Origin of the sequence: Paraburkholderia edwinii, assembly GCF_019428685.1 — a bacterium.
GTDB lineage: Bacteria > Pseudomonadota > Gammaproteobacteria > Burkholderiales > Burkholderiaceae > Paraburkholderia > Paraburkholderia edwinii.
In genome coordinates, this window is sequence record NZ_CP080095.1 from 4,040,035 (window position 1) to 4,065,780 (window position 25,746).

Here is a 25,746-nt window from a genome sequence, read left to right on the forward strand (position 1 = left end):
ATGCAACCCCATCGGCAGCCGCGGTCGCGCGTTCAGGCCTCGAGCGTGGCCGACGCGCGCGCCGGCAGAACAAGTGTGGCGATCAGGCCGCGTTGACCGTCGTGCCGGTTTTCGAGCGAAACGGAACCGCCATGCTTCGCCACCACCGACTTCACGATCGATAACCCGAGGCCGCTGCCTTCGACCGTTTCGGCATTCAGCCTGAAAAAGCGGTCGAATACGCGGCCCAGCGCGTCCTCCGGAATGCCGGGGCCCGTGTCGGTCACGCGCACGATGGCGCCCGCCTGATCTTCGAATACATCGATATCGACGCTGCCGCTTGCAGGCGTATAGCGCAGCGCGTTTTCGACGAGATTGCGCACCGCCATGCGCAACTCGCCCGCATGCGCCTTCACATGCGCGGCTTCGAAACGCTTGACGCCAAGATCGATCGAACGCGAATCCGCAACGGGCAGCAGATCCGCGACCAGCGCCTGAACCATCTGACGCACGTCGACGCTGTCCGATGCCGCGCCCGGATCGGGTTGCGCGTCCGCGCGGGCCAGTTCGAGCAGCTGCCGGATCATCGTGGCCGTGCGCACGATCGCTTCACGCAGCTCGCGCAGGCGTTCGCCGCGCGCGTTCGTATCGGGCGCATTTTCGAGGTTATCGATGCGCAATTGCAACGCCGCGATCGGCGTGCGCAGTTCATGCGCCGCATCGGCAATAAAGCGCTTTTCGCCGTCGATGCCGACCTGCAGACGCCCGATCATGCGGTTGATCGAATCGGCAAACGGACGCACTTCATCGGGCACATGCGATACATCGAGCGGCGTCAAATGGCTGATACCGACGGCCTCCGCATCCGAACTCGCGCGCCCGAGCGAAGCGAACGCCGCATTGACGACGATCGGAATCGCAATCCATACGAGCACGATCAGGCACACGGTCGGCACGAGGCTTTCGATAGCCGCGCGTTCCGCGGTCTGCTCCCGATAGGAAACCGGTTGGCCGACCTGATAGATCAAACCGTCGGCGTCCTTTCTTAGCGTATAGATGCGGTAGTGATGGCCGTTGATCAGTTCGACCGAGTAACCGCCCGGCTCGTTGCGATTGAACGTGACTTCGGGATCCGTATTGTCGGTCGGCGTGGCGCGCCCTGCTTCCCAGATTTGCCCGACGAAGCCGTCGATCGAATGTTGCGGCGGCCCGTTCGTGCCGATCGTGCCGACCCTGCCGGCCGCGAGCCAGACGGCCGCGCCCTGCAGATGCACGTCGAGCAGTTCGTCGATATGCCGCATCGACAGCCAATACGTGATGCACGCGTCGACCACGCCAACCGCGGCGAACAGCACGATCAATGTTCCGATAATTCGGCTCTTAAGCGATTTCATGCCGGACGGCTCCGCTGACTGGTTCGACCGCTATCGATGCGGCCAGACGATTTTCCATACGTTGTCCGACTCTTTGACCACGTAGTCGCCGCCGGTAAAGCGGCCGGCTGCCGCAGCGTCGACGAAGCGCCGAAAAATGACACTCGTGTCGACGATCACGCTCGCCACAACGTTGCGATACCGGTGCGAGGCATCCGTCATCCAGCCGATCGCCTTGACGTGCCGGCAACGCGAAGCGGCGGCGATCACCGTGTCGTTCGCGTCGGCGACAACGATATCGGCGCCCGCCCGAATCTGTCGCTCGGTCAGTTCCCTCGTGCGCTTGCGGTCGCCCCAGTCGCCGGTCCAGTCGATCAGCACTTGCGCATCGGGCGCTGCATCGAGCACGGCTTGCCTGAAGCGTTTTGCCTCGACGCCATCGACCGATTCAACGCCGCCCACGAAGCCGACGATCTTCGTCGCGGTCGTGCGCGCGGCGACCTGGCCCGCGAGCGCGCCGCCAAGCGGCTCGCAGTCCACACAGTAGTTGATCACGTTGGGGCCGCGCGCCGAGCCCGCTACCGTGGCGAAAAATGCGTCCGGATAGCGCGCCGCCGCGGCCGTCGTCGCTGCGCTGAGTTCGGAGCCGGCCAGAATGAAGCCGCGCGCACCTGCTGCATAGCGCTCGCCGATCGTCGCAAGCATCTGACTCTCGCTCAGGCTGTCCGCATCGCGGACCACGTCGATCCGGTAGCCGTCGCGCCGCAATGCCGCGTAGCCGCGATAAGCGGCTTCGCTAAAGCCGAGATCATGTTCGCCGAACGGAATAAAGAGCACGGTGCTAAAGCCATGCGCGGCCTGGTATTTCGCGGCGTCCTCGGAACGCGACGCCGCGTGGCTCGCCGCGAGCGCGCCGAATGCGGCAAGGCCGATCAGCGCATGCGTGATGCGCCGGCGCGAAGCGCGATGCCGCGGCTGGCCATCGCCCATGCGCTTTGGATAGCCACCGGTCATCGCTTCGCCTCCGCTCTAGCCCAACGGCTTAACGCCGATCAACCATCCATGCAGAAAGAACACAAAGATGGCCCATGCAATGGCGCCGGCCACGACGGCCTTCACATCGCTCGACAAGGTTCCCTTTGGATATTCGATCTGTGCGGCACGATCGCGCCGCCGCGCGGCCGCGAAATCGACGATCGCCCAGACCAGAAACGCGCCAAACAGCACAAGTGCGTTTAGCGTTCCGTTTGCAACCAGATGTGCAAACGCCCAAAGCGCGACACCGATTACCATCGGGTGCTTGAGCGCCGATTTGAAGTGATTGCCCGGCATATGCGCGGCCGGAAAGAGGATGAACGCGATCAGCGTGAGCAGTGCGGCAAGGTGCGGCGCCCATATCGGCGGCGCCCACAGCACGGTCGGCTCGCGCCGGGCAATGCCGTAGCCCCAGATAATGAGCACGAGTCCGACAATCGATGCGATCGAATACGCGGCTTTCCAGCGCTTCTCGCCCATCTGCGCGATGCGGGCCTCGCGCCAGTCTTCCGCGAAAATCCGCACCGAGTGCGCACCAAGAAATATCAGCAACCCCAGGACCAATACCGTCATCGCAGGCTCCATGTGTCTAATGCCGACAAATCGCCGCGATTGTCTCGCATGATGGCAGTTATGCCAATACGCCTCGCGGCGATTCAGGACGGCCTTGTCGTTGCTTTGTCCGCTTCGTTGTTATAGCTGCGCTTCGATTGCGGCTTTGTCGATCACCGACCAAACCTGCACAATTTTCCCCGCCTGAAACTCGTAAAACACGTTCTCGCTAAAGGACACCCTTTTCCCGTGAACGGGCAATCCGAGAAACATGCCTTCAGGCGTGCAGTCGAACTGCAAGCGGCTTGCCACTAATGGCGGCTCGGTAACGAGCAACGCAATCCTGAAGTGAAGATCGGGAATCTCGCGGAAGTCGCGCTCCAGCATCCGTCGGTAACCCGACAGGCCGATGCGCTGGCCATTGTATTTCACGTCGTCGTCGACGAACTGCGCCAGCGACGGCCAGTCCTGTCCGTTCAGACACGCAATATAGCGGTGGTAAACCTCAGCGAGACCGATCTCAGCCATGGCGAGCCCTCCTCTTTCATAACGCAATCATGGACCAATTCCAAATGCTATTCATGGCTCTTGGACCCCGGTCATGCGGTTTGTAGACTGACTTCGGATCCGCCAGCCCGCATCGCATATTTTCCGGCCCAAACTTTGGGCACCTTGATAACAACATCGGCAACCGCGCCGGCGGCAACGCAACACCCCCTACCGGATACACGATGAAGATTCTGCATGTTAGCTGCAGCCCTCGCGGGTCTGCCTCCGAGAGCCATCGCCTGTCTCTAAAGATCGTCCAGCATCTGCTTTTGAAGCACCCGTCGGCGCAGGTCATCCGCCGGCACCTCAGCGACGAAGCGATCTCGCACATCGACGAAGATTTCGCGATTTCAATGCATTCGCGTAGCGACCGCTCGCAGGAAGGTTCGGCCGCACGGTCCAACGCGCTGATTCGCGAACTGGACGGTTCCGACATCGTAGTCATCGGGACACCGATGCATAACTTCACCGTGCCCTCCGCGTTGAAGGTGTGGATCGATCATGTCGTGCGGGTTCGCCGCACATTCAATGTGACGCCGCAGGGGAAAGTGGGCACGCTGCGCGACCGGCCGGTGTTTGTCGCCATCGCTTCAGGCGGACGGTTTTCAGGCGACCATGCACGTCAACCGGATTTTCTGACGCCCTATCTGAAAGCCGTGTTCGGTATTATCGGCCTGCATAACCTGACCTTCTTCTCCATTCAGGGGACTGTGTTGAGCGAAGAAGTGGTCGCGGAAGCAAGGAACAAAACGCACGAGGCAATTGAAGAATATTTCTCGACGTACCGCTTCCGGGAGCCGGTTAATGAGCCCGGCGGGCAAGCACGTCTGCAACCAGACGTAAAGCTCGGCGTCGTACAATAAAGTCTTAAAGCCGAAGGAATTTGATGATCAACGCGATCTGCGTATATTGCGGCTCCGCACCCGGCGCGCGGCCTGTTTTTGCCGACGCTGCGCGCGCGTTAGGCCACGCGCTGGCGCAGGCGAACATTGCGCTAGTCTACGGCGGCGGGCGCGTCGGCCTGATGGGTCTGATCGCAGACGAAGTGCTTGCACACGGCGGCCGCGCGCTCGGCGTAATTCCCGAGCTGCTGCTAAACAGGGAAGTCGGCCATACGGGCCTCACCGAATTGCACGTCGTGCCCGACATGCATGCGCGCAAGAAGAAAATGGCAGACCTGGCGGACGCGTTTATCGCTATGCCGGGCGGCATCGGCACCTTCGAAGAGCTGTTCGAAATCTATACGTGGGCCAAGCTCGGCTATCACGAGAAGCCGATTGCGCTACTCGACGTCGATGGATACTACGATCCGTTGCTCGCCATGCTACGACGGACCGTCGACGAGGGTTTCATGTCGCGCGTCTATCTCGACATGCTGCACGTAAGCGCGCAGCCGGCCACGCTGATCGACAACATGCAGCGATCAGCGCCGACCACGCACGACAAGTGGACGGAAGCGCGCGACGCTGTGTGAGATCAGCTTGCATCGGCTGCGGCTTTGTCGGCTTTAGCCACAGCGGCAGGTTTCGGACGAAATGCCACTCCGAGCCGGTTGAACGCATTCATCAAGCCGATCACGTAGGTCAGGTCGGCGAGTTCCTTGTCGTTGAACTCGGCCGCGGCGGCGTCATAGTCGGCATCGGGAATACCGGTCTCGGCCACCCGCGTGACCGTTTCCGCCCACGCGAGCGCGGCGCGTTCGCGAACGGTAAATACCTTGCCCGCTTCATGCCAGACCGGCACCAGCACGAGCTTGTCGACGTCGAGTCCCGCCTTCAACAGGTCTCGCGAGTGCATATCGATACAGAACGCGCAGCCGTTGATTTGCGAAACACGCAGGTACACAAGGTTGATCAGCGTTTTCGGCAAACCGCATTTCTGTAGCGTGACGTGCACATTTCCCAGTGCCTCGTAGCCTGCGGGCGAAGCTATTGCGTAGTCGATCCGGTTGCTCATAGATAGTCCTCGAATGGAACAGTGAAGGACTCCATGGTGCAAGAATATGGCCTGGCCGTTAAGAACCATGATCAGGCTTTGATGCCAGGCCATGATCAGCCCGCTAAAGCGCGGCGGCTCTCTTGGCCACAGCGGGCCACAGCGGGCCACAGCGGGCTACAGCAGCTTCAGGATGCGCGCCGCCAGTTGCTCCGCGGTATGCTCCGAATCGATATTCGTAAAGCCGACCAGCACGGCCGACATCGCCTCGCCATCCATCGTCCAGTCGTTCAAGGCCGAGGCAAACAGGCCGTCTTCCGCCATGCGCGCCGCCAGACGGCGATCCGACCGCCGCCCGTTCAGGCGCAGGACCAGGTGCATGCCGCCCGGTTGGGCCTCGACCAGCACATGTTTGCCGAGCACGGCGGCAAGCCCCGCCGCTGCTGCTTCGCGCCGCTCCGCATAGAGTTTGCGCATGCGTTGAATATGGCGCGCGAAATGCCCTTCCTTGATGAAAGCGGTCACGATAGCCTGCGTCAGGTCCGGACCGCCGCCGGAAAGCGCTTGAATGGTCTGCTCGAAGTGCTCGACCTGCGCGTGCGGCACGACGAGATACGCGAGCCTCAGGCTCGGAAAAAGCACCTTGCTAAAGGTGCCTGCATAGAGCACCCGTCCGTCGCGGTCGAGGCTTTTGAGCGCAGGTAAAGGGCGGCTCACATAGCGGTACTCGCCGTCGTAATCGTCTTCGATAATCCAGGCGTTGTTTCGCGTTGCCCAGTCGAGTAGCGCGACGCGCCTCGGCAAGGATAACGACACGCATAGCGGGCTTTGATGCGCGGGCGTAACGACCGCCGCGCGCGCCCGAGGCGCCGACTTGAGTGCCTCGGCAACGACGATGCCTTCGGCGTCCACGCGCACCGGCACGGCGGCCATATTCAATCTGCGCAACAGTTCGCGCGTGGGCGGATAGCCGGGGTTTTCGAGCCACACCTTGTCGCCCGGCTTCAACAACGCATAGGCAATCAACTCGAGCGTGTGCCGATAACCCGAGGTGACGAAAACCTGCGATGGCGAGCAGTTGATTCCGCGCGAAACCTGAAGATAGGCCGCGATCTCGGTGCGTAGCGCCTGCAGACCGGCATTCGACGGATGGTCCATATCGACGGGCTGCATCGCCCGGACACTGCGTGCGGCAACGCGCGCCCAGATCTTGCGCGGAAACTCATCGAGGGCCGGCAAGCCCATCTGGAACGGCAAAAGCGCATTGAAGTGGACGCCGGGCGGTGCCATGGTGCGGCGAACCTCAGGCAGCGCATTGGAAGCCGGCAAACGCGGCTTGAGGCCCGGCGTCACAATCGTGCCGGCCTGGCCACGCGCGACGATATAGCCTTCCGCGGCCAGCAGGGAATACGCGGCTTCGATGGTGCCTCGCGCGAGACCCAGCTCTTTGGTCAGTGCGCGTGCCGATGGAATGCGATCGCCCGGTTTCAGTACGCCACTTGCAATGGCGTTGCGAAACCGGTCGTAAATCTGGCGGTAAAACGGGACTGCAGCCGCGGGATCCAACGGCGAAATGGGACTCGCAGGCGGGCTGGCGATCGGACTGGCAAGCGGGCTAACCTTTGCGACGGTCGTCGACGGGTTCATCTGGCGGGTGCATAGCGAATAATCCCGTCATATTGACCGACACTTACGGCTCATGCAAATCGGGTAAAGATCAGCGAGGGATCAGCTCCTCGGTAAAGCCCATCGCGCGAGCGAGCAGCCCCTGGCTAAAGTAAAAACGCTGCGCGTGCGGCATGTGCAGGCCCGTGTCGAGCACGAACTGGCGACAGCCTTGTTCCCGTGCGTAATCGCGCGCTGTGGAAAGCAGTCGCGCGCCGATCCCGTGGCTGCGGAAGTCGTGATGCACGACAAGGTCGTCGACAAATACGAAGGTGCCGTACAGCAGGTTTTCCTGCAGCCGGTAACCAATCGCACCAATCACGCGGTCATTGATCCACGCGGCAGAAAGACGATATCCGCGGTCGCGCTGACGCATCACCTGCTGGACAAAGCAGTCGACATCTTTCAGATGCGGACGCAGTTCGGCCATGACCTCATAGCAGGCAGCAATATCGTCGGCCTGCTCGATTGATCGAATGTCGATTTCCTGACTCATGAAGACTCCGTTGAGGCGAACGACGTAGCGCATTCTGCACGGCTATTCCCGAACGGCTCGTGGTTTGCCTTAGTTAGTTTGGCAAATTTAACCGGCCTATTCTTCTGCAGGGTGACGGTATGACGGAAGATCCAAGATCGGACTTGTTTTTTGGGCCATGATTGATGCGGCCGCGCTTCGTGAGGTGAAGCGCGGCCGCACACGGACCGCGTGCTAGCCGGCTGGGTGTTACTTGCCGGTCGGCGGGCATGCCAGGACGCGCTTGACTCACGCTCGCCGAAACGTCTGCAATCAGATCGCTTTGAGCAAGTGCGCGGCAACCCTCTCCCTTCAGGGGGAGAAAGGATAGCGGGGACGCCAGCGGCGTCCTTCCAGGGCCTTAGTGCGGCGTCTGCTGCTGCTCGATGTAGCGGCGTATCACGTCGATTGGAGCGCCGCCGCACGAGCCCGCAAAATAGGACGGCGACCATAGCGCACCGCCCCACAGCTTGCGCCGGATGCCCGGATAGTTCTTCTGGCGAATCATCCGGCTCGAAACACCCTTCAGGCTATTCACGAGCGCCGAAACGGCGACCTTCGGCGGATAGTTTACGAGCAGATGCACGTGGTCGTGCTCGCCGTCGAACTCAACGAGTTCCGCTTCGAAGTCGCGGCAGACGTTCGCGAAGATCACGCGCAGTTCATCGATCACTTCGCCAGTGAAGACCCCGCGACGGTATTTCGTAACGAAGACCAAATGCACGTGCATCATAAAGACGCAATGCCTTCCATGCCTCAAGTCGGGGTCCGTGCTGCGTGGACGGCCCATGATTTCCCCTTGCGGTAGTTTCAAAGGCCAAAATATACTACGGCCACCATGCAACGACTCCAGGCCTTCCGATTCGAACTCATGCCGACCGGCGAGCAGGCGCGCAAGATGCGCCAGTTCTCGGGCGCGTGCCGGTTCGTCTATAACAAGGCGCTGGCGTTGCAGCAGGAAAATCACAAGGCTGGCGGGAAGTTCATCGGCGGCTTTGCGATGAAGAAGCGCTTCACCGAATGGCGCAGCAGTGCGCAGACGCCGTGGCTTTCGGATGCGCCCCGCCATCCCTGCGACGAGGCAATACTCGCGCTCGACCGCGCCTTCAAAAACTTCTTCGAAGGCCGCATGTCGTACCCGCGTTTCAAGCGCAAGGGTCAGCGCGACGGCTTCACGTACCCCGACAGGAAACAGATCAGGCTCGACCGCGAGAACGGCCGCGTATTCATGCCGAAGCTCGGATACGTGCGATACCGCAGCAGCCGCGACGTGCCCGGCGAAGTCCGCAGCGCGACCGTATCGCTGCGCGCGGGCAAGTGGTACGTGTCCATCCTCACGGCGCGCGAGGTAGATGCGCCGGTTCCGCAAGGCCCGGCAGTCGGTATCGACGTGGGCGTGGCGCGCTTCGCCACCATGAGCGACGGCACGTATATCGCGCCGCTCGCCAGCTTCAGGAAACACGAGCAGAGGCTCGCGAAGCATCAGCGCCGCATGGCCCGAAAGGTCAAAGGCAGCAGCAACTGGAAGAAAGCGAAGTCCCGCATTCAGCGCATCCATGCGCGCATCGTGGACGCTCGCGCAGACTTTCTGCACAAGGCTTCGAACAGCATCAGCAAAAACCACGCAATGATCGCCGTCGAAGACCTGAAAGTCCGCAACATGACGAAGTCGGCCAGTGGCACGGTCGCAGCGCCGGGGCGCAATGTCCGCGCGAAGTCGGGGCTCAACAGGTCCATCCTGGATCAGGGATGGGGCGAGTTCCGTCGCCAGCTGGAATATAAGACGGCGTGGCGCGGCGGCTATTTCGTCGCCGTAGACCCGAAGAACACGAGCAGGACGTGCCCATGCTGCGGCCATATCTCGGCCGGGAATCGCAAGACACAGGCGCTTTTCGCCTGTATCAGGTGCGGGCACGAAGCGAATGCCGACCACGTCGGCGCACTCAACGTTTTAGCGGCAGGACATGCCGTCATTGCCTGTGGAGGGATGGCGCAGTCGGGCCGCCCGTCGAAGCAGGAGCCCACCGAAGCGCAAGCCCTCGCGGCCTAAGCGCAGTAGGCATTCTCGGCCTTCAGGCCGGGGAGGATGTCAACAAGCCCAATTGCGTGAGCGCAGTGACCCCGTCGTCGAGACCGATCTCTTCGGCGATCTTCCCGTCCTTCAAACGCAGCACTGTCGTGCCGGTGAAGTGCATCTTGCGGCCCGATGCCGCGGGCAGCATGCCCGCGCGAAAATCCGTGAATGCCGAACCGGTATGCGTGCCGCCGCCCTCCCATTGACCAACCACGTAGTCGCCCTCGGCGATCAGGTCCGCGACGCCCCAAAAGTTGAGATCAGGAAAGGCCGCACGGAAATCGGTCATAAACGACTTGATGTCCTCGCGGCCGCGGCGCGGATCGTGCAGCGAATATTTGAGCAGCATGTCCGGCGCCGCGATCTCGTCGACGATGCTCAAGTCGCACTGCTCGCCCCAGAAGCGCGTGAACCAGCGGCCCACGATTGCCTTGTTGTCCTGTTCCTTCGACATGTTCAACTCCTTGCTGATTTCGATGGCCGGCGAAGCGGAATTGCTTCACCTGGAACCCACGTTATCAGCCGGGATGCCGCGCTGATATCCGTTTCTTGCGGTGAAATCTTGCGTGTGCGGTAGTGCAGCGGCGAGGCTCGAAGCGCACGGCTAGCGTCGATTGACGTAGCAAGAGACGGGGTTTTTTCCGTTGACTAACTAACTAGCATGACTCGAATGACAAACGAGGATCGACCCATGCAACTGTCTCTAAGCCATCTGCAATCGCCGCTCGGCGACATGCTGCTCGCCACCGATGCGCAGCAAACGATCCGTGCGCTCGAATTCGCCGATCACCAGGCGCATTTTCGCCGCTGCCTGCGCGAGCATTGCGGCAGCGTCGAACTCACCGACGCACCGGCGCCGGCCGCCGTCGCGCAGGCGCTTGCCCGCTACTTCGCGGGCGAACTGAATGCGCTCGACAGGCTGCCGACGGTCACCGCCGGCTCGACGCTGCAGCGCCGCGTATGGGCGGCGTTGCGTGAGATACCGGCCGGCACCACGACGACTTACGGCAAGCTCGCGAAGCAATTGGGCTTCGACGATCCGCGTGCGGCTATCGATATCGGTGCGGCCAACGGCGCGAATCCGATTGCGATCGTCGTACCGTGTCATCGCGTCATTGCAAGCAACGGCGAACTCAAGGGCTATGCGTGGGGCCTGCAGCGTAAGCGCTGGCTGCTCGAACATGAAAAGGCGATCGCGCCCAGGGCCGATGGCGGTTCGCCGACGGCAACGCTTCCGGGATTTTGATGCGCCGCGAGAACACATGTAACGACAGCACATGTAACGGCTGATGAAAGCACCCGCGTGTGCGAGGTAAACCCTTCGAACATCTGGTTGCCTTGCGCACTGCCGGCACCTACATTGTTTAGAGATCGCCGCCAAAGTCTTTTGCTTCCCACCGCTATCGCGCGCGCTTGCGCATCGTCATGGTCGAGTTCATTCAGCCGTTACGGAGGAATGCATGTGCCCTGTCATCGTCAACGTAACGGAGCAAAACCGTTTGAACGAAGCGCGCGAAGCACACGTGCCGTGGAAAAAGTGGGGGCCCTACCTGAGTGAACGTCAGTGGGGAACGGTCCGGGAAGACTATAGCGATAACGGCGACGCGTGGAATTACTTTACGCATGACCATTCGCGGTCGCGCGCCTACCGTTGGGGCGAAGACGGGCTCGGCGGACTATGCGACGACCATCAGCGCCTGTGCTTTGCGCTCGCGCTATGGAACGGGCGGGATCCCATCCTCAAAGAGCGCCTGTTCGGCCTCACGAACAGCGAGGGCAATCACGGCGAGGACGTGAAGGAATATTACTTCTACGTCGACAGCACGCCTACGCACTCGTACATGAAATACCTGTACAAGTACCCGCAACGCGAATACCCGTATCGCGATCTCGTCGAGACCAATCAGCGGCGCTCGCGCGACGAGATGGAGTACGAACTGCTCGACACCGGCATCTTCAACGACGACCGCTATTTCGACGTCTTCGTCGAATACGCGAAGGACACACCCGACGACGTGCTGGTGCGCATCACCATCCATAATCGCGGTCCGGAAGCCGCGCCATTGCATGTTCTGCCGACGCTGTGGTTTCGCAATACGTGGTCGTGGGGTGAAGAAAACTACAAACCGTCGATGCATGAAACAGGCACAGGCGTGATTCGTGCGGAGCACGCCGCGCTCGGTGAACACTGGCTCTATTGCGAAGGCGCAGCGGAATTGCTGTTCACGGAAAACGAGAGCAATGCGCAGCGTTTGTGGAATCAGCCGAATCCGTCGCCTTACGTCAAGGACGCATTTCACGCGTATGTCGTCTCCGGACAGCGCGACGCAGTGAATCCCGCTAAAACCGGGACCAAGGGCGCAGCGCTCTATGTGTGCGATGTCCCCGCCGGCGGCAGCGCCACGATCCGGTTGCGCCTGACCGCATCGCAGCTCGCCGACGCGTTCGGCAGCTTCGACAGGACGTTCGACACGCGTCTCGCGGAGGCGAACGAATTCTACGAACACATTACGCCTGCCCACCTTACCGACGACGAGCGGCGCGTCCATCGCCAGGCGCTTGCCGGCATGCTATGGGGCAAGCAGTACTACTACTTCGATCTCGAACTATGGCTGCGCGAACACGGCAGCCACCCGCTGCTCGATCGCAACCGCGGCAACGTGCGCAATACGGAGTGGTTTCATATGCTCAACGCCGACATCATCTCGATGCCGGACAAGTGGGAATACCCATGGTATGCGGCCTGGGACCTCGCTTTTCATACAGTCGCGCTCGCGCTCGTCGATTTCGATTTCGCTAAAGACCAGCTGCTGCTGATGCTGCGCAGCCTGTATGTGCACCCGAACGGCCAGCTTCCCGCATACGAATGGAATTTCGGCGACGTGAATCCGCCGGTGCACGCCGCGGCGACGCTCTGGCTATACAAGTATGAAAAAGAGTTGGGACGCGCCGACCCGCGTTTTCTCGAGCGCTCGTTTCAGGGCTTGATGCTCAATTTCAACTGGTGGGTCAACCGCAAGGATCCGATGGGCCGCAATGTATTTGCCGGCGGCTTTCTCGGTCTCGACAATATTGGCGTATTCGATCGCAGCGCGCCGCTACCGAATGGCGGTTCGCTCGAGCAGGCCGACGGCACTGCGTGGATGGCGTTCTACTGCCAGTGCATGCTCGAGATGGCGATCAACCTGACCGAATACGACCCGATGTACGAGGAGGTCGCGTTCAAGTTTATCCAGCATTTCATGTGGATCACCTATGCGATGGATCGCCGGGGCGAGCATCACGACGAGATGTGGGACGAAGAAGACGGCTTTTTCTACGACCTGCTGCGGCTGCCCGACGGCCGAACGATGCGTCTGAAGATCAGGTCGCTGGTCGGCTTGCTGCCGCTGTGCGCATCGACGGTGTTCGAGGCGCCATCCGTGGCGCGCTATCCGAAGCTGATGGAATTGATTGTGCAGTTTCGCACGCGTTATCCGGAGCTGATCGAACAGGTCGCACCGACTGACGGCAGTTTCATCGGTTACAACGGGCGCCGGCTTCTATCGGTGCTCAACAAACACAAACTCGAACGGGTGCTCCGCTATTTGCTCGATGAGAACGAATTCCTTGGACCGCACGGAATCCGTTCGCTATCCCAGCATCATTTGAGGCATCCGTATTCAATCGACGTCGGCGGGCACATCTACACGGTCGACTATTTGCCTGCGGAGTCGAATACGGGCATGTTCGGCGGCAATTCGAACTGGCGCGGACCCGTGTGGATGCCGGTCAACCTGCTGATCGTGCGCGCGCTGCTGAACCTGTACAGCTTTTACGGCAACGACTTCAAGGTCGAATGCCCGACCGGGTCGGGACGACAGATGACGCTGTTCGAAGTGGCGCAGGAAATCGTTCGCCGCCTGACCTCCACTTTCCTGCGCGGCGCCGACGGACGCCGGGCCGTCTACGGCGGAACCGAGAAATTCCAGAACGACCCGCACTGGCGCGATCTCGTTCTGTTCTACGAATATTTCCACGGCGACAATGGCGCGGGCCTCGGGGCTAGCCACCAGACTGGGTGGACGGGCCTCATCGCACCGATGATCGATCTCTTCGGGCGAATCGACGCGACGTTCGCGCTCGAAAGCGATCGCAGCCGCGTGGTGGGTCAGATGGGCAAGACGCAAGTGAGCCCGGAACCGGCCCGCGCGGCATAGGCCGTTCGCGTAAGCGCTGCCCCTCGCCAGACCTGACACCGCGCCACCCTCGAATTCATTTTGCCGACGGCGTCCGTTGCGAACGGACGTTCGTTGCGGCTTCGCGCCTTTCAAAATCCCGCTGCAAAGCTTCCACTTCTCAACGCAATCCAGCCCCTTTTTTCTGGTAGTTAAACCGCAAATTGCCTGTCGGCTGCCATTTCTATCGCGTTATGGTCATTTTCTTCGCATTACAGGCCATCATTTCGCCTTCAAATTTTTACAGTTGCAAATGACAACGATTCGCAACTAGAATGCGGTCTCAATTTTTACGGAAACATTCCGTAACTTTCCGCGCCCCCGCGCGGACCGCATTCGATGAGCGAAGGAACCGGGAAATCATGGCTTTAGCTGGATTACGCTGCGCACCGATTGGAAAACTGACTCCTTACGCGGCAGCGGCCGCCATTCTGTTCTTCGCCATGCCGGGCGGCGCCTTTGCGGACGACGTCACGCCCCAGAAGGAAGCCACCGGCTCGAAAGACGACAAAACGACGGTACTCGATCCGATCTCGGTGTCGGGCGACTGGCTCGGCTCCGGCCTGCAGAACAGCGTGAAGACATTCGCGGGCGCGCGCGACATCGTCGACAGGAAAGAGATCGAGCAAAGCGGCGCGACCAGCATCGGTGACGTGATGCGGCGCATTCCGGGCGTGCAGGCGACCAACAACTCGGGCACCGCGGGCAGTTCGATTTCGTTGAGCATTGGCGTGCGCGGCCTGACCGGACGCTACACGCCGCGCTCAACGGTGCTGCTCGACGGCATACCGCTCGCGTTTGCGCCGTACGGCCAGCCGCAGCTTTCGTTTGCGCCGGTGAGCCTCGGCAATATCGAATCGATCGACGTCGTGCGTAGCGGCGGCTCGGTGCGTTACGGGCCGCAGAACGTCGGCGGCGTGATCAACTTCGAAACGCGCTCGATTCCGAACAAAGCCGGTTTGACCGCCGATGCTTCGGTGCGCGAAAACATCTACACCGAAGGCGGCGGCGCCAATACGCAATACAACACGTTCCTCGGCACGCAACTCGACAATGGTCTCGGCGTCGCGCTGCTCTACTCCGGCCAGCAGGGCCGCGACTGGCGCGAAGGCAGCAGGGACTGGTACAACGATCTGCAGCTCAAGTACCGCTACGAACTGACGCCGACATCCGAGATTTACGGCAAGTTCTCATACTACGACGTGAAGTCGCGCACGCCGGGCGGCCTCACGGTCGCGCAGTTCAATCAGGATCCGTTCCAGAACACACGGCCGACCGACTTCTGGCAAGGCGATCGCAAGGCGTTCGATATCGGTTACCTGAACACGATTTCGTCGACGCAGGAATTCGAAATCCGCACCTTCTACAACGAGAGCTACCGCAACAGCGTGCTGATCAATTCGACAGCCACGCAATTGCAGCACCAGCCGCGCAATTACTCGGTGTTCGGTATCGAACCGCGCTTCACGCAGCGTTTGCGCGTCGGACCGACCACCAATGACGTGACGGTCGGTTACCGCTATGTGCGCGAACGCGGCGACGACGCGAGCTTCAACCAGTCGATCGCAACCGGACTCAACGGACCGAGCGCGAAATTCGACAATTCGACCGATGCGAGCGCCGTGTATATCGACGACCGCATTGCATACGAGCGCTGGCGCATCACGCCGGGCATCCGCTTCGAGCATATCGAATCGTCGCGTATCGAGGACGCGACCAACCGGTCATTCGACAACAACAACAACCGCGGGCTGCCCGCGATCAGCGTCGCGTATCTGCTGACGCCGGCGCTGACACTGTTCACCGACTACGACACCTCGTTCGGTCCCGTGCAGAACCTGCAGCTCAATTCGCTATCGGCGACGAACCCGCTGCAGCCGGAAGTCGCGAAGACCTATGAAGTGGGCGCGCGCTGGTCGAGCCGCAACCTGCATGCCGAAGTGACGGCATTCAACCTGCACTTCGATAACCAGATCGAACAGATCGCGGGCACGCAGCCACCGCTGTTCCAGAACGTCGGCGAGACGCGCCACCAGGGCGTCGAAACGGCGATCGACTATCAGTTCAGCGAAGATAGCGTGCTGCGCGGCTTCGATGCTTACGCGAACTTCACGTATACGAAGGCGATTCAGCTACAAGGCATCAATGCCGGCAAGGACGTGCCGTTCTATTCGCGCATCACCGATACGATGGGACTGCGCTATACGCTCAACGCGTGGACTTTCAATGTGTCGACGACGCACCAGAGCTCACAGTATTCCGATGCCGCGAATACGGTGGCCGAAACGCCCGATGCGCGCGTGGGACGGGTGCCGGGCTTCCGCGTCTGGGATCTGCAAGCCGACTGGAAAATTCCGAACTGGAAAGGCAGCGATCTCGCGGTCGGCATTAACAATGTCGCCGATAAGCGGTACTACACGCGGAATGTGGACGGCAACGCCGGGCGAATGGTCGGTGCGCCGCGGATGGTTTATGTGCAGGCACACCTTGTTTACTAATGCTTGCTGACGCGGAATGCGGAATGTGAATTTAACGGTGACTTCTTTTCACTTCACGGTGTGCGCGCATGATGCGACGACTGCGTGATCTCTGGCTTGGCGCGCATCGATGGTTTGCCCTAAGCCTCGGCTGGGTGCTCGGCTTGATGGGGCTCACCGGGGCGTTGCTCGTCATAGCGCCGCCGCTCGATGAACAGTTGCATCCGCAACTGTTCAAGGTCGTCACGCACGATGCTTCGGGTATTGCCGACCATCGTGCGACGTTGCCGCTCGAAGCGATCCGGAGCAGGCTTGGCGCCGAGTTCGGCAAAAAAGCGGGTTTGTCTTTTTTGCCGCCGCGCGAAGCCGACGACAGCCTGTCCGTGCTCGTGCGCGGCGGCGCGTGGAAAGGCACCGTTTATATCGATCCGCTTAGCGGCGCTGAACTTGGGCGGCGTGGCGAGAACGAAGGCATCGTCAACTTTCTGTTCAAGCTGCACAGTTCGCTGTTTATGGACGACGTCGGCCGATCGGTGCTTGCCGTCATCGCGCTGTGTTATCTGCTGCTGCTCGTCACAGGTCTGATCCTGTGGTGGCCGCGCGCCGGACAGTCGGGATGGCGCATCGAGTTGCGCAAAGGTCTGGTTCGCAGCCTCTTCGATTTGCATCGCGTGGCGGGCGCGACGCTTGGCGTGCTGATCGCGATTTCTGTCGCGACCGGTGTCTATATGGCGTGGCAGCCGCTAAGAGGATTCGTTACGACGCTAAGCGGTGACAAACCGATGCGCGCGCCAGCGTTGCCTTTGGCGTCGCGCGGCGCCGCTGGCGCGAGGCTGCCGCTCGATACGCTCGTCGATGCGGCGCGCGCGGAGTTTCCGCAAAGCCGCGTTTATCTCGTGCAAGTGCCGGCTAAAGCGGATCTGCCCGTGCACGTACGGCTGCATGTTCCCGACGATCCGCATCCGAACGGGCGCACATTGGTCTGGGTCGATCCTGTGACCGGGAAGGTTTTGGCGGCGCAGCGATGGAACAAGCTCGATATCGGGGCGCGAGCCGTGGCGGTCGTTTATCCGCTGCATACCGGGGTGCTTGGCGGACCGGTGCTCGAGGGCGTCGTGATGGTGAATGGCGTGACGCTCGCGGGGATGGCGGTGACAGGGTTGTGGCTGTGGTGGCGCCGGCGTGCGATGCGCAGCGCGCGGCGCGTGAGTCGGGTTGCGGCGGGTGATGGGCGGAATGTGCGTTGATGGCCGAGATCGCTGTGAGGCTGCTTATAGGATGGAAACTTGCAGCGCCCCAAGCGCTATGTCAGCTCGAATAGCGACGCCCCACAAATCGCTCAACCTGCGCCTTTAGCCTCGGGCCGGCATCGAAGCTAAAGCCGACTGCGCCCGCTGCAGCCATTCGCGATTGTGTTCCTTCGCGTGGCGCGGCCAGTATTTGGCGTCCTGCACGATATCGGCGTACAGGCTGCGCGCCCTTTCCCGGTCCGCCTGATCGGCCTGCTTGAGAAGCCAGTCGGCGAACAGACACCGCGGTGCCGCATCGCTTGCGCATTTGAGCGCAGCCTCATAAGCCGCGCGCGTACCGGCCGCGCCGAGCGCATCGAGCGTGCGCGCGTAAAGCAACGCAGGCTCGCCCTGATTGCGCGCCTGCGGATTGGCTGCGAAAAGGCGCGTCAAAGTAGCCTCCGCGGCTGAAGCCTGGCCGACCGCGAACTGCGCTTGCGCCAGGCCGAGCAACAGGCCCGGATCGTCGGCAAACGGGCCGTTGGCTGCCGCCTGATACTGTTCGAGCGCCTCGCCGGCACGGCCGGCCTGAAGCAACGCCGCACCGAGGCGCATTCTGTGCTGCACCGTCGGCGCGCGCTCGAAATCGGCGCGCGCCTCGCGCAACGCGCGATCGGGGTCGACCAGTTGCGAGATCGCCCGCGACGCCGCATAGCCGCCGCGCGACTGGCGCATAGCCGGCAGGCAGACGGCAAAGAAATAAACGAGGCTGCCGAGCAGCGGAAAGGCAAAAAGAATAAAAAGCCAGTAAATATTCTGCCGCGTATGCACGGCGTGGATCGCAAAGCCGATTGCGATAATGACGTGTAAACCAATTCCGAAATAGGACATAGAGATTCAACTTTGGAGCCCGTCATCGAATGCGACAGGCTCGCGGTGTTGGGACGAGCGTCATTTTACTGCGTTGCTCCGATGCTGCCAGCGAATAGCCGGCGCGCCGCTCCGCACAATCGTGCGCGCGTCGATGTGCGTTGTCGCTACTCGCGTAGAATAGCCGCTCGCATCCGGCATGACCCGCCGCCGCATCCATTCATCGCCTCGCTCACCATCCGTATGAACTCAACACCTGACTCCTCGCGCGACACGACCGGCTCGCACGACACTGCCGACACCGATGACGTCGTCCACGAAGACCGCCTCTGGCGCGATAACGGCTGGACGTGCCGCGTGATCAAGAACGAAGAGGACGACGGCTGGGCCGTCGAGATGACGAAGGAAGGCGAGGCGGAACCCGCCCTCGTCGGCCCGTGGACGATGGGCCGCGACAAGAAAAACCCGAAGCCGCTCGACGTCTCGGCCTTCAACACGCTCGTGAAGACGGCATCGGAAGTGTTGCGCCGCCACGAGCAGCAGTTGCATGCGCAACTTCACAAGCAGGTGTGGGTCGATACGGCCAACGACCGCATTAGCGTGACGCTCGATATCGTGCCCGACGAAGACGACCCGCATGCGCTGCTCGCGGCCGAAAACGCGTCCGGCGAATCCCTCGCAAAGATACGCGTCGCACCGACGTTCAAGCTGTCGGTGCGCAGCGCATCGGAGTGGATAGAAAGCGGCTATGCGAAGCCGCGATAACCGGCTTTACGCGATGCTTTCCCATGCGCCCGTTTGAGCGGAGCGGAAAACCGCATCGATCACGCGCATGTTCGCGCGTGCGTCTTCGAGCGGAATAGCCTGTTGCCCGCCGCTCAAGATCGCCTCCGCGAACACCGTGGCCGCCACGCCATATTGATCGCACACCGGAATATCGATCCAGCGCTCATTCGCGGTTCCATCGCTCGCCACCTCGCTGACCAGCAAACGCGTCGGCCGATCGTTCGGCGCATTGAACGGAATTTCGACTTCGATCCGGCCTTGCGTGCCATGGAACTGCATGCGCTGATAGCCGTGGAGCTGCGTCGAGTAGAAGAAGTTCGCCTGCACGCCGTCGAAATCCATCAACACTGAACCCACGCGGTCAGTTTTGAAGTTCGGGTCGCGCTCGAGCATCGCCACCACTCGCCGCGGCTCACGCCTCGTGACGAAGCGCGACGTGGTAATCGGGTAGCAACCGATATCGAGCAGACCACCGCCGCCAATCGCAGCCTGATTGCGGATATCGTTCGGGTCCGTGTTGCTGTAGGTGAAGCCGCCCGATATGGCGCGCAGTTCGCCGATCACCCCCTCTTCGATCAGGGCGCGCACTTTCAGCCATTGCGGGTGCGTGCGCACCATAAACGCTTCCTGGATGTACTTCCCGCTCTTGTCGCGGACGGCGATCAGGCGTTCGGCCTGCGCGGCATCGAGCCCGATCGGCTTTTCGCACAGCACGTGCTTGCCCGCTTCGACGGCCTTGATCGTCCATTCGACGTGAACGTGATTGGGCAACGGAATATAAACCGCGTCGATTTCGGGGTCGGCCAGCAGTGCCTCGTAACTGCCATACGCGACGGCAAGACCATATTTCGCCGCGGCGCTTTTCGCCTTCTGCGGATCGCGTGACGCGATGCCTTTTACGCGGCACTTAGGCGCCTTGTGCATCGGCACGACGACCTTGTCGTTGATATTGGCCGCGCCGAGCACTCCCCAGACAATCTCATCTTTTGCCATGACGTTCCCTTTCGAATTCCGTATGTGAAAAATGGACCGGACGAGAGCACCACGGGACCGCGCGCTCCAGTGGCCCCAGTCTACACCGCGCACCGGCGCAAGGCGGCACTGAATTTAACGCGATATTAGCGAAACACGCTGACGATTTTGCAAGGCCGAAATGCGCGAAATGATGCAATGAACGTTGCAGCGAAGAGGCTTGGAGAGGCTCTGTTGCAGCGTTCATTCGAAGCGAGGTCGGTCGACCGGTTCCGTATTGCGGGTGCGGTAATGCGCGAACCGCTTCGAATGCTTTTTCTTCGCACCCCTGTCAAGGTTCGCGTATTGTTGCGTCCCGAATGGCCCGTGCATGCCGATGCATGCGCGGCTGAACGTTATCGCGCGATTGCAGACGATATCCACCGGCAAGGCTGGTCGGATCAGCCGCACTTCCTCTCTGCGGCGCTGACGCGCGCGCTCGAAGCGGAATGCCGCGCGTTGGCTCACGCTGGCGCGCTCTCGGCCGCCGAAGTCGGCCGCGGCGCGGCCCGCGCGTGCCGGCCCGACGTGCGCGGCGACCGCATCTGCTGGATCAAGGCGCGGCAATCGGCGGCATGCGATGCGTGGCTCGCGCAAGTACGCGCGTTGCGGCTCGCGCTGAACCGCGAACTCTGCGCGGGGCTCGGGGACTACGAGGGACATTTCGCGTGGTTCGCGCCAGGCACCGCCTATGTGCGGCACCGCGACCGGTTTCGCAACGACGACAGCCGCGTCATGACGGTGATCGCTTACCTGAACGATCGATGGCAACCCGAGCATGGCGGCGCGCTGCGTTTGCATCGCGACGATCAGGGCGTTCACGATATTGCGCCGGCCGCCGGCCGCGTCGTGGTGTTTCTGTCGGCCGATATCGAGCATGAGGTGCTGCTCACGACGCGTAACCGGTTATCCATCGCCGGGTGGTTTACGCGGCAGCGTGTGTGATGCGTTACGTCGCTTTAGCTAAAGCGCTCGCACGAGAACATCGAAAGATCGACGCCGCTCTCGCCTTTCACGATACGCTCGGCCAATGCGTTGCCAATCGCACTAGCGAACTTGAATCCGTGCCCCGAAAAGCCCGTTGCGACATGCACGTTCGGGCAAGCGGGTATCCGGTCGATGATGAAGTCCGTATCGGGCGTCACATCGTATTCGCAAACCTTGCCGATACGCAGTTTGCCCGCTGCCGGCAAATGCAATTGCAGGAAGCTTTGCAGGTCGGCCAGATCCGATGCTTCGTCACCGAACGGTGCAAGCGCCGCGTCTTCAGAGACGGGCTGGCCTTCGTCGTGGCGCCCGATCTTCAGGCCGCTGCCGTCGAGGTCGGGAAAGCCATAAAACTGGCCGACCGCCGACTCGGCAATGAAACCTGCAAATACGCCCGGCGCAAAGACCTTCTGCGTGGATTCAAACCACGCGAAACACTTGCGAAGCCGGGTAACGGGCACATCAAGGCCTAAAGGCGCAAGCAACCGGCGGGTCCGCTTACCGGCACATACGATGATGTTGCGCCCTGTGAACCGCTCGCCTGTGTCGGTCAACACACTGACGTTGTCCTGACCATGCACTTCGATGCGCGTGACCTGCGTATCCGGCAGCAGCGTCGCACCGAGCGCGGTCGCGAGCTCGCGATAACTGCGGATGGCGCGCTCGCAAAACAGCACACCGGCATCGGGTTCGAAGCACACCAACTGCTCGCTGGAAAGTCGCCACGCGGGCCAGCGTTTGCTCGCCTCAACACCGCTCAGCGTTTCCAGATGCAAGTCGTATTGCGTTGCGCTCTGCTGGACCTCTTGCAGAAATGGGTCGCTCGCCAGACCGATGTTCGTCACGCCAGTGCGCGTAAAGACGGTTGTGCGCGCCTGCTGCTCCAGTTCGTGCCAAAGCTGTTGCGCGTGCAAAGCGAGCGGAACGTACGCTGCGCCCTCTCCGTACGCGTGACGGATCAGACGCGTGCTTCCGTGATGCGCGCCGCTATCGTGAGGCGGATTTGCGGCGTCGATCAGCAGCACCTTGTTTCCCGCTTTACTGAGGTAATAGCCGGCTGCCATGCCCATCGATCCCGCGCCGATGATGAGCGTGTCGAACGTGCCATTGCTCGCGCTTGAATTCTGCATGAAGTCTGTCGCCTGTCGTACGGTCAAGTGCTTCGATTGTCCGCAATTCGCGCGGAACTGTCGATAGCGGGCCGCACGCCGTACGCTTTCATCGCCGATTCGATCTGCGCCGCCTCGGATGTCTGCGGATAGAGCCGATAGCTCGGTGCAACGATCGGCTCGACGGACATGACAGTGACAACGAATAGAGACGCAAACGGAAACCGCGGGCCGGCCATTTGCGCAAGCGGATCCGCGAATTCGCTAAAGCTATCGTCGGCTGCATGAACGAGCCGCGCCGATCCTTTGATTTTGAATCCCTTCTGCACGAACGGATCGACAAAGCTCACGCATACTGGAGCATGAGCGGCGACGTTGCGTGCACTGCCCGGCGATGCAATATTGGCGATCAGAAGTGTGTCGCGCCCATGCGCACAGAAAATCTCTTTAGGCGTGACGTTGGGGCAACCGTCCGCATCCACGGTTGCCAGCCAGCACAAGACGCTCTTTCGCATGGCCGCAAGGACCGCATCGTCCAACATGTTGGGATCCCCCGTTTTGATCGAAGCCTGAAGGCTCGATTGTTAACGGTTTTTCCCAACGCGTCGAATGATTGTGTCCCGTGTTTCGCCGTAGGGAAGCCTATGCGGGCGGCATGTGCGGGCTGGGGCGACGTCGGCGTCTATTGCAACGTGTACCCGTTATCGACAACCAGATCCTGACCGTAGATGCCACGCGCCGCATTCGACAGCAGGAAGAGAATCGCATCGGCAATCTCAGCGGGCTCAAGAAAGCGCCCGGGCAACAAACGCTGGCTCACGCGTCCTGCCACTTCGGAGAGCGTTTCGTCCGGCAAGCCTAGCGACGACCAGATCGGCGTCGCGGTCGGGCCCGGCGAGACCACGTTGATCCTGATCTGCTGCGCGGCCAGTTCCACCGCCAGCGTTTTCGCATAGGTCTTGAGCGCCGCCTTCGATGCGATATACGCGGCCAACCCGGGGAACGTGGTCTGCGACAGAAACGTGCCGATAAACACCACCGAGGCCGGCTTCGCGAGGAGCGGCCGGATAGCCGACAAGGTGTTGAGCGCTCCCGTCGCGTTCACGGCCGCCTGGCGCTCGAAGGCCGCCGTTTCCATACCGTCCGCGAGTTGTGCAATGCCCGCATTCGGCACCAGAAAATCGACCGGGCCCAGTTGCCGCGCCTGCGCGGCAAGTGCCTCGAGGTGAGCGCGTTGGGTCACATCGCCGGCCATCCATATCAGCCGCTCGCCGTGCTGCGATTGCACGCGGTCGAGCTCGCCGAGCGTGCGGCTCATCGCGAGCACACGCGCGCCGTTCTCGAGCAAACGACGCGTCGTTTCCAGGCCAATGCCCGAGCTCGCTCCAGTCACCACTGCAACGCGATTTTCAAATTCATGAAACATAGAGAGTGTCCTTGTTGATGGATCCGTTTTCGCCGCACTCGCCAGTCGGCGGTCGTCGCGACGCAAATCCATAGAACAAGAATCAAGCCAGGCCGACGGTCAGTGATTTTTCAACTACTTAGGATTACCACGCGTGGATTCGACCTGAGTCGGCATGACTGCATCGCAGTCGCATCGACGACGCATCACATCGCGGCGCACCCATCGTCGCGCGTCAATCGGCCGCACGGCGATACTTCGCCACATATCGCGCCTGCACGATGATCTTCCCGTGCATCTGATAGGCAACGAGCGCGGGACTCGACTTCTTCTCGACGTCGAGGTGCGCAACATCGAGTGCGGAGACGGTCACGATGTATCGATGCGATGTGCCTTGAGGCGGACAAGGTCCACCGTATTTCGATTCGCCGAAATCGGTCAGCGTCTCGATAGCGCCCGCCGGCAACCTCCCTGCGTTGCCCGATGCGCCCTTTTCAAGCGACGCTTGCGACGCCGGTATGTTGACGACTTCCCAATGCGTCCAACCTAAACCACCGGTCGGCGCATCGGGGTCGTAGATCGTCACGACAATGCTCTTTGCAGCAGCCGGAGGACGACTCCATGAAATATGCGGCGAGACATTGTCGCCGTGACATCCGAATCCGCCGTACACCTGCTCGTTGGCAAAGCGCCCATGAGCGAGATTGCCGACCTTTACTGTGAATGGCTCCGCGTGAGCGACGACAGACGTCATCGTCATCGTGATAACCGCGGAGATAAGGAGTGTGCTTCTTAGCGTGTGCGCCGATCGCATGGTTCGCTCCGTCGTGGAAAGAAACGTGTGCCTCGATCGGCACAATAGGTTTCAACGAAGCACTGCGGAAGGCGCCCTCACGAATCAGCGCGTTGTCTTTCGGGCAACGCGATAGGCAAGGACAGAGCGGTTAACGACGAACGGAGCTGAGACCCCGAATGGGACCATCAACTCCGCCATGGTGATGCATATCCGTATCGGCAATCAGGCTTTCGCGCGAGAACGCTTGAACCATTCGTCGAAGCCGATGCGTCCAAGGCGGGCATCGCCTAAAGGCACCAGCGATTGATCGTCGACGAGGCCGCCGAAATAACGCGCGTCGGGGTCGCGCACGACTTCGCGCGGATCGCCGACCGCCTTCAGATAGCGTGCGACGATTTCGTTGAACGGCCCGCGTTCGGGGCCTCCGATATCGATGATGCCGTTCTTCGGCGATGCGAGGGCCACGTCGGCGACGATCGCAGCGACGTCGTCCGATGCGATCGGCTGGAACAGACCCGGCGAGACCCTGACCTTGCCGCCGTCCATCGCACTGTCGGCGATGCCGCCGAGAAATTCGAGGAACTGCGTCGACCGGACGATCGTATAGGGGATGCCCGAGCGCTCGATCAGTTTTTCCTGTGCGACTTTCGCACGGAAATAGCCATTCTCAGGCGTCCGTTCGATTCCGACAATCGAGAGCGCGACATGATGCTTCACACCGGCAGCGGTTTCCGCCGGCAACAGATTGCGGCTCGACGTTTCGAAGAACTCGAGCACGGCCTTGTCTTCAAAGGATGGCGAATTGGCAAGATCGACCACGACCTGGGTGCCGGCCAACGCGTCCTTCACGCCTTCGCCCGTGATCGTGTTGATACCGTTTCGAGGGGATGCGGCGAGAACATCATGGCCGCTTTCACGCAGAATCGTGACCACCTTCGAGCCGATCAGCCCGGTGCCGCCGATAACGACAATTTTCATGAGTAGCCTCTTTTGTCGAAGACTGGGCCCTTGATTGCAGCCCATTGGTTGCGGTGCATAAGCTGGTTTTTCAGCATAGGCCGAATACCGCCAAATGCAAGGCTAAAGAAAGTAATGCGGTAAGCGTCATCGTAGGCAGGCGACGCGGCGCGCAGTAGACACACGAACCGGCTCGCGGTGTTGTCTTATATGCACCAATCCAGAA

25 protein-coding genes are annotated in these 25,746 nt (G+C 61.1%); 9 read left to right on the top strand and 16 right to left on the bottom strand.

Annotated features, from left to right (window positions below; all coding sequences use genetic code 11):
• Nucleotides 1-32 precede the first annotated feature (32 nt).
• From KZJ38_RS17865 to KZJ38_RS17880, 4 genes are all read right to left on the bottom strand, one after another.
• Nucleotides 33-1,373 (bottom strand): sensor histidine kinase, encoded by a 1,341-nt coding sequence (locus KZJ38_RS17865; protein ID WP_219797522.1) that lies wholly within the window; start codon nt 1,371-1,373, stop codon nt 33-35.
• Nucleotides 1,374-1,403: 30 nt separating this feature from the next.
• On the bottom strand, nt 1,404-2,366 hold the full coding sequence (locus KZJ38_RS17870) for a BMP family ABC transporter substrate-binding protein (protein ID WP_246641530.1): 963 nt from the start codon (nt 2,364-2,366) through the stop codon (nt 1,404-1,406).
• 15 nt (nt 2,367-2,381) lie between these two features.
• Entirely contained in the window at nt 2,382-2,960 is a 579-nt protein-coding gene (locus KZJ38_RS17875) for an NnrU family protein (RefSeq protein ID WP_219797523.1), read from the bottom strand.
• Nucleotides 2,961-3,080: 120 nt separating this feature from the next.
• The gene (locus KZJ38_RS17880) at nt 3,081-3,467 is read right to left on the bottom strand and encodes an ester cyclase (RefSeq protein ID WP_219797524.1); all 387 of its coding nucleotides are present in this window, start codon (nt 3,465-3,467) and stop codon (nt 3,081-3,083) included.
• 203 nt (nt 3,468-3,670) lie between these two features.
• Here KZJ38_RS17880 and KZJ38_RS17885 point away from each other — a divergent pair, with 203 nt between their 5' ends.
• On the top strand, nt 3,671-4,351 hold the full coding sequence (locus KZJ38_RS17885) for an FMN-dependent NADH-azoreductase (protein WP_219797525.1): 681 nt from the start codon (nt 3,671-3,673) through the stop codon (nt 4,349-4,351).
• Between the two features lie 26 nt (nt 4,352-4,377).
• Nucleotides 4,378-4,962, top strand: coding sequence for an LOG family protein (locus tag KZJ38_RS17890; protein WP_219800432.1), 585 nt, complete (start codon nt 4,378-4,380; stop codon nt 4,960-4,962).
• 2 nt (nt 4,963-4,964) lie between these two features.
• Here KZJ38_RS17890 and KZJ38_RS17895 read toward each other — a convergent pair whose 3' ends face one another.
• The 4 genes from KZJ38_RS17895 to tnpA form a co-directional block, all read right to left on the bottom strand.
• Nucleotides 4,965-5,444 carry a carboxymuconolactone decarboxylase family protein gene (locus KZJ38_RS17895; RefSeq protein ID WP_219800434.1) on the bottom strand — a complete coding sequence of 160 codons (480 nt, stop codon included), beginning with the start codon at nt 5,442-5,444 and terminating at the stop codon, nt 4,965-4,967.
• Nucleotides 5,445-5,600: 156 nt separating this feature from the next.
• Nucleotides 5,601-7,070 (bottom strand): MocR-like pyridoxine biosynthesis transcription factor PdxR, encoded by a 1,470-nt coding sequence (gene pdxR, locus KZJ38_RS17900; RefSeq protein ID WP_219797526.1) that lies wholly within the window; start codon nt 7,068-7,070, stop codon nt 5,601-5,603.
• Nucleotides 7,071-7,140: 70 nt separating this feature from the next.
• Nucleotides 7,141-7,584, bottom strand: a complete 444-nt coding sequence (locus tag KZJ38_RS17905) for a GNAT family N-acetyltransferase (protein WP_219797527.1) — start codon at nt 7,582-7,584, stop codon at nt 7,141-7,143.
• Nucleotides 7,585-7,963: 379 nt separating this feature from the next.
• A complete protein-coding gene (tnpA, locus tag KZJ38_RS17910) occupies nt 7,964-8,392 on the bottom strand; it encodes an IS200/IS605 family transposase (RefSeq protein ID WP_219797528.1) in 429 nt (142 codons plus the stop codon).
• 48 nt (nt 8,393-8,440) lie between these two features.
• Between tnpA and KZJ38_RS17915 the strand changes: the two genes are divergently transcribed.
• Nucleotides 8,441-9,652, top strand: coding sequence for an RNA-guided endonuclease InsQ/TnpB family protein (locus KZJ38_RS17915; protein ID WP_219797529.1), 1,212 nt, complete (start codon nt 8,441-8,443; stop codon nt 9,650-9,652).
• A gap of 22 nt (nt 9,653-9,674) precedes the next feature.
• Here KZJ38_RS17915 and KZJ38_RS17920 read toward each other — a convergent pair whose 3' ends face one another.
• The gene (locus KZJ38_RS17920; RefSeq protein WP_219797530.1) at nt 9,675-10,130 is read right to left on the bottom strand and encodes an ester cyclase; all 456 of its coding nucleotides are present in this window, start codon (nt 10,128-10,130) and stop codon (nt 9,675-9,677) included.
• Nucleotides 10,131-10,367: 237 nt separating this feature from the next.
• Here KZJ38_RS17920 and KZJ38_RS17925 point away from each other — a divergent pair, with 237 nt between their 5' ends.
• The 4 genes from KZJ38_RS17925 (at nt 10,368) to KZJ38_RS17940 (ending at nt 17,617) form a co-directional block, all read left to right on the top strand.
• Nucleotides 10,368-10,922 (top strand): methylated-DNA--[protein]-cysteine S-methyltransferase, encoded by a 555-nt coding sequence (locus KZJ38_RS17925; protein WP_219797531.1) that lies wholly within the window; start codon nt 10,368-10,370, stop codon nt 10,920-10,922.
• A 214-nt stretch (nt 10,923-11,136) separates the two neighbouring features.
• Nucleotides 11,137-13,875: an MGH1-like glycoside hydrolase domain-containing protein gene (locus KZJ38_RS17930; protein ID WP_219797532.1), complete on the top strand. Its 2,739-nt coding sequence runs from the start codon at nt 11,137-11,139 to the stop codon at nt 13,873-13,875.
• A 380-nt stretch (nt 13,876-14,255) separates the two neighbouring features.
• Nucleotides 14,256-16,391 (top strand): TonB-dependent receptor family protein, encoded by a 2,136-nt coding sequence (locus tag KZJ38_RS17935; protein WP_246641531.1) that lies wholly within the window; start codon nt 14,256-14,258, stop codon nt 16,389-16,391.
• Between the two features lie 68 nt (nt 16,392-16,459).
• Nucleotides 16,460-17,617: a PepSY-associated TM helix domain-containing protein gene (locus KZJ38_RS17940; RefSeq protein WP_343223836.1), complete on the top strand. Its 1,158-nt coding sequence runs from the start codon at nt 16,460-16,462 to the stop codon at nt 17,615-17,617.
• A 105-nt stretch (nt 17,618-17,722) separates the two neighbouring features.
• Here KZJ38_RS17940 and KZJ38_RS17945 read toward each other — a convergent pair whose 3' ends face one another.
• Complete coding sequence (locus KZJ38_RS17945; RefSeq protein ID WP_219797533.1) at nt 17,723-18,490, bottom strand: tetratricopeptide repeat protein; 768 nt, start codon at nt 18,488-18,490, stop codon at nt 17,723-17,725.
• A 222-nt stretch (nt 18,491-18,712) separates the two neighbouring features.
• On the opposite strand from KZJ38_RS17945, the gene KZJ38_RS17950 reads away from it, so the two are divergent.
• A complete protein-coding gene (locus tag KZJ38_RS17950) occupies nt 18,713-19,234 on the top strand; it encodes a hypothetical protein (protein WP_219797534.1) in 522 nt (173 codons plus the stop codon).
• Nucleotides 19,235-19,240: 6 nt separating this feature from the next.
• Here KZJ38_RS17950 and KZJ38_RS17955 read toward each other — a convergent pair whose 3' ends face one another.
• Nucleotides 19,241-20,248, bottom strand: a complete 1,008-nt coding sequence (locus KZJ38_RS17955) for a Gfo/Idh/MocA family protein (protein ID WP_219797535.1) — start codon at nt 20,246-20,248, stop codon at nt 19,241-19,243.
• A gap of 288 nt (nt 20,249-20,536) precedes the next feature.
• On the opposite strand from KZJ38_RS17955, the gene KZJ38_RS17960 reads away from it, so the two are divergent.
• Nucleotides 20,537-21,211, top strand: a complete 675-nt coding sequence (locus KZJ38_RS17960; RefSeq protein ID WP_219797536.1) for a 2OG-Fe(II) oxygenase — start codon at nt 20,537-20,539, stop codon at nt 21,209-21,211.
• Nucleotides 21,212-21,225: 14 nt separating this feature from the next.
• Here the strand turns inward: KZJ38_RS17960 and solA are convergent, their stop codons facing one another.
• The 5 genes from solA to KZJ38_RS17985 all read right to left on the bottom strand — a co-directional run bounded on the left by solA (nt 21,226) and on the right by KZJ38_RS17985 (nt 25,541).
• Nucleotides 21,226-22,383, bottom strand: coding sequence for an N-methyl-L-tryptophan oxidase (solA, locus tag KZJ38_RS17965; protein ID WP_219797537.1), 1,158 nt, complete (start codon nt 22,381-22,383; stop codon nt 21,226-21,228).
• A gap of 23 nt (nt 22,384-22,406) precedes the next feature.
• Nucleotides 22,407-22,904, bottom strand: a complete 498-nt coding sequence (locus KZJ38_RS17970; RefSeq protein WP_219797538.1) for a pyridoxamine 5'-phosphate oxidase family protein — start codon at nt 22,902-22,904, stop codon at nt 22,407-22,409.
• A gap of 140 nt (nt 22,905-23,044) precedes the next feature.
• Nucleotides 23,045-23,788 (bottom strand): SDR family NAD(P)-dependent oxidoreductase, encoded by a 744-nt coding sequence (locus KZJ38_RS17975; protein ID WP_219797539.1) that lies wholly within the window; start codon nt 23,786-23,788, stop codon nt 23,045-23,047.
• A gap of 214 nt (nt 23,789-24,002) precedes the next feature.
• Nucleotides 24,003-24,581 (bottom strand): YbhB/YbcL family Raf kinase inhibitor-like protein, encoded by a 579-nt coding sequence (locus KZJ38_RS17980; protein ID WP_219797540.1) that lies wholly within the window; start codon nt 24,579-24,581, stop codon nt 24,003-24,005.
• Between the two features lie 204 nt (nt 24,582-24,785).
• Nucleotides 24,786-25,541, bottom strand: coding sequence for an SDR family oxidoreductase (locus KZJ38_RS17985; protein WP_219797541.1), 756 nt, complete (start codon nt 25,539-25,541; stop codon nt 24,786-24,788).
• Nucleotides 25,542-25,746: the final 205 nt, after the last annotated feature.

Bases quoted from the DNA above. Each gene is read 5' to 3' on its own strand.
- KZJ38_RS17875 (WP_219797523.1), bottom strand. From the start codon at position 2,960: ATGACGGTATTGGTCCTGGGGTTGCTGATATTTCTTGGTGCGCACTCG.
- KZJ38_RS17945 (WP_219797533.1), bottom strand. From the start codon at position 18,490: ATGTCCTATTTCGGAATTGGTTTACACGTCATTATCGCAATCGGCTTT.
- KZJ38_RS17915 (WP_219797529.1), top strand. From the start codon at position 8,441: ATGCAACGACTCCAGGCCTTCCGATTCGAACTCATGCCGACCGGCGAG.
- KZJ38_RS17955 (WP_219797535.1), bottom strand. From the start codon at position 20,248: ATGGCAAAAGATGAGATTGTCTGGGGAGTGCTCGGCGCGGCCAATATC.
- tnpA (WP_219797528.1), bottom strand. From the start codon at position 8,392: ATGGGCCGTCCACGCAGCACGGACCCCGACTTGAGGCATGGAAGGCAT.
- KZJ38_RS17930 (WP_219797532.1), top strand. From the start codon at position 11,137: ATGTGCCCTGTCATCGTCAACGTAACGGAGCAAAACCGTTTGAACGAA.
- KZJ38_RS17895 (WP_219800434.1), bottom strand. From the start codon at position 5,444: ATGAGCAACCGGATCGACTACGCAATAGCTTCGCCCGCAGGCTACGAG.
- KZJ38_RS17960 (WP_219797536.1), top strand. From the start codon at position 20,537: ATGCTTTTTCTTCGCACCCCTGTCAAGGTTCGCGTATTGTTGCGTCCC.
- KZJ38_RS17870 (WP_246641530.1), bottom strand. From the start codon at position 2,366: ATGACCGGTGGCTATCCAAAGCGCATGGGCGATGGCCAGCCGCGGCAT.
- KZJ38_RS17865 (WP_219797522.1), bottom strand. From the start codon at position 1,373: ATGAAATCGCTTAAGAGCCGAATTATCGGAACATTGATCGTGCTGTTC.
- KZJ38_RS17980 (WP_219797540.1), bottom strand. From the start codon at position 24,581: ATGCGATCGGCGCACACGCTAAGAAGCACACTCCTTATCTCCGCGGTT.
- KZJ38_RS17905 (WP_219797527.1), bottom strand. From the start codon at position 7,584: ATGAGTCAGGAAATCGACATTCGATCAATCGAGCAGGCCGACGATATT.
- KZJ38_RS17985 (WP_219797541.1), bottom strand. From the start codon at position 25,541: ATGAAAATTGTCGTTATCGGCGGCACCGGGCTGATCGGCTCGAAGGTG.
- KZJ38_RS17920 (WP_219797530.1), bottom strand. From the start codon at position 10,130: ATGTCGAAGGAACAGGACAACAAGGCAATCGTGGGCCGCTGGTTCACG.
- solA (WP_219797537.1), bottom strand. From the start codon at position 22,383: ATGCAGAATTCAAGCGCGAGCAATGGCACGTTCGACACGCTCATCATC.
- KZJ38_RS17885 (WP_219797525.1), top strand. From the start codon at position 3,671: ATGAAGATTCTGCATGTTAGCTGCAGCCCTCGCGGGTCTGCCTCCGAG.
- KZJ38_RS17880 (WP_219797524.1), bottom strand. From the start codon at position 3,467: ATGGCTGAGATCGGTCTCGCTGAGGTTTACCACCGCTATATTGCGTGT.
- KZJ38_RS17950 (WP_219797534.1), top strand. From the start codon at position 18,713: ATGAACTCAACACCTGACTCCTCGCGCGACACGACCGGCTCGCACGAC.
- KZJ38_RS17935 (WP_246641531.1), top strand. From the start codon at position 14,256: ATGGCTTTAGCTGGATTACGCTGCGCACCGATTGGAAAACTGACTCCT.
- KZJ38_RS17975 (WP_219797539.1), bottom strand. From the start codon at position 23,788: ATGTTTCATGAATTTGAAAATCGCGTTGCAGTGGTGACTGGAGCGAGC.
- pdxR (WP_219797526.1), bottom strand. From the start codon at position 7,070: ATGAACCCGTCGACGACCGTCGCAAAGGTTAGCCCGCTTGCCAGTCCG.
- KZJ38_RS17925 (WP_219797531.1), top strand. From the start codon at position 10,368: ATGCAACTGTCTCTAAGCCATCTGCAATCGCCGCTCGGCGACATGCTG.
- KZJ38_RS17940 (WP_343223836.1), top strand. From the start codon at position 16,460: ATGATGCGACGACTGCGTGATCTCTGGCTTGGCGCGCATCGATGGTTT.
- KZJ38_RS17970 (WP_219797538.1), bottom strand. From the start codon at position 22,904: ATGTTGGACGATGCGGTCCTTGCGGCCATGCGAAAGAGCGTCTTGTGC.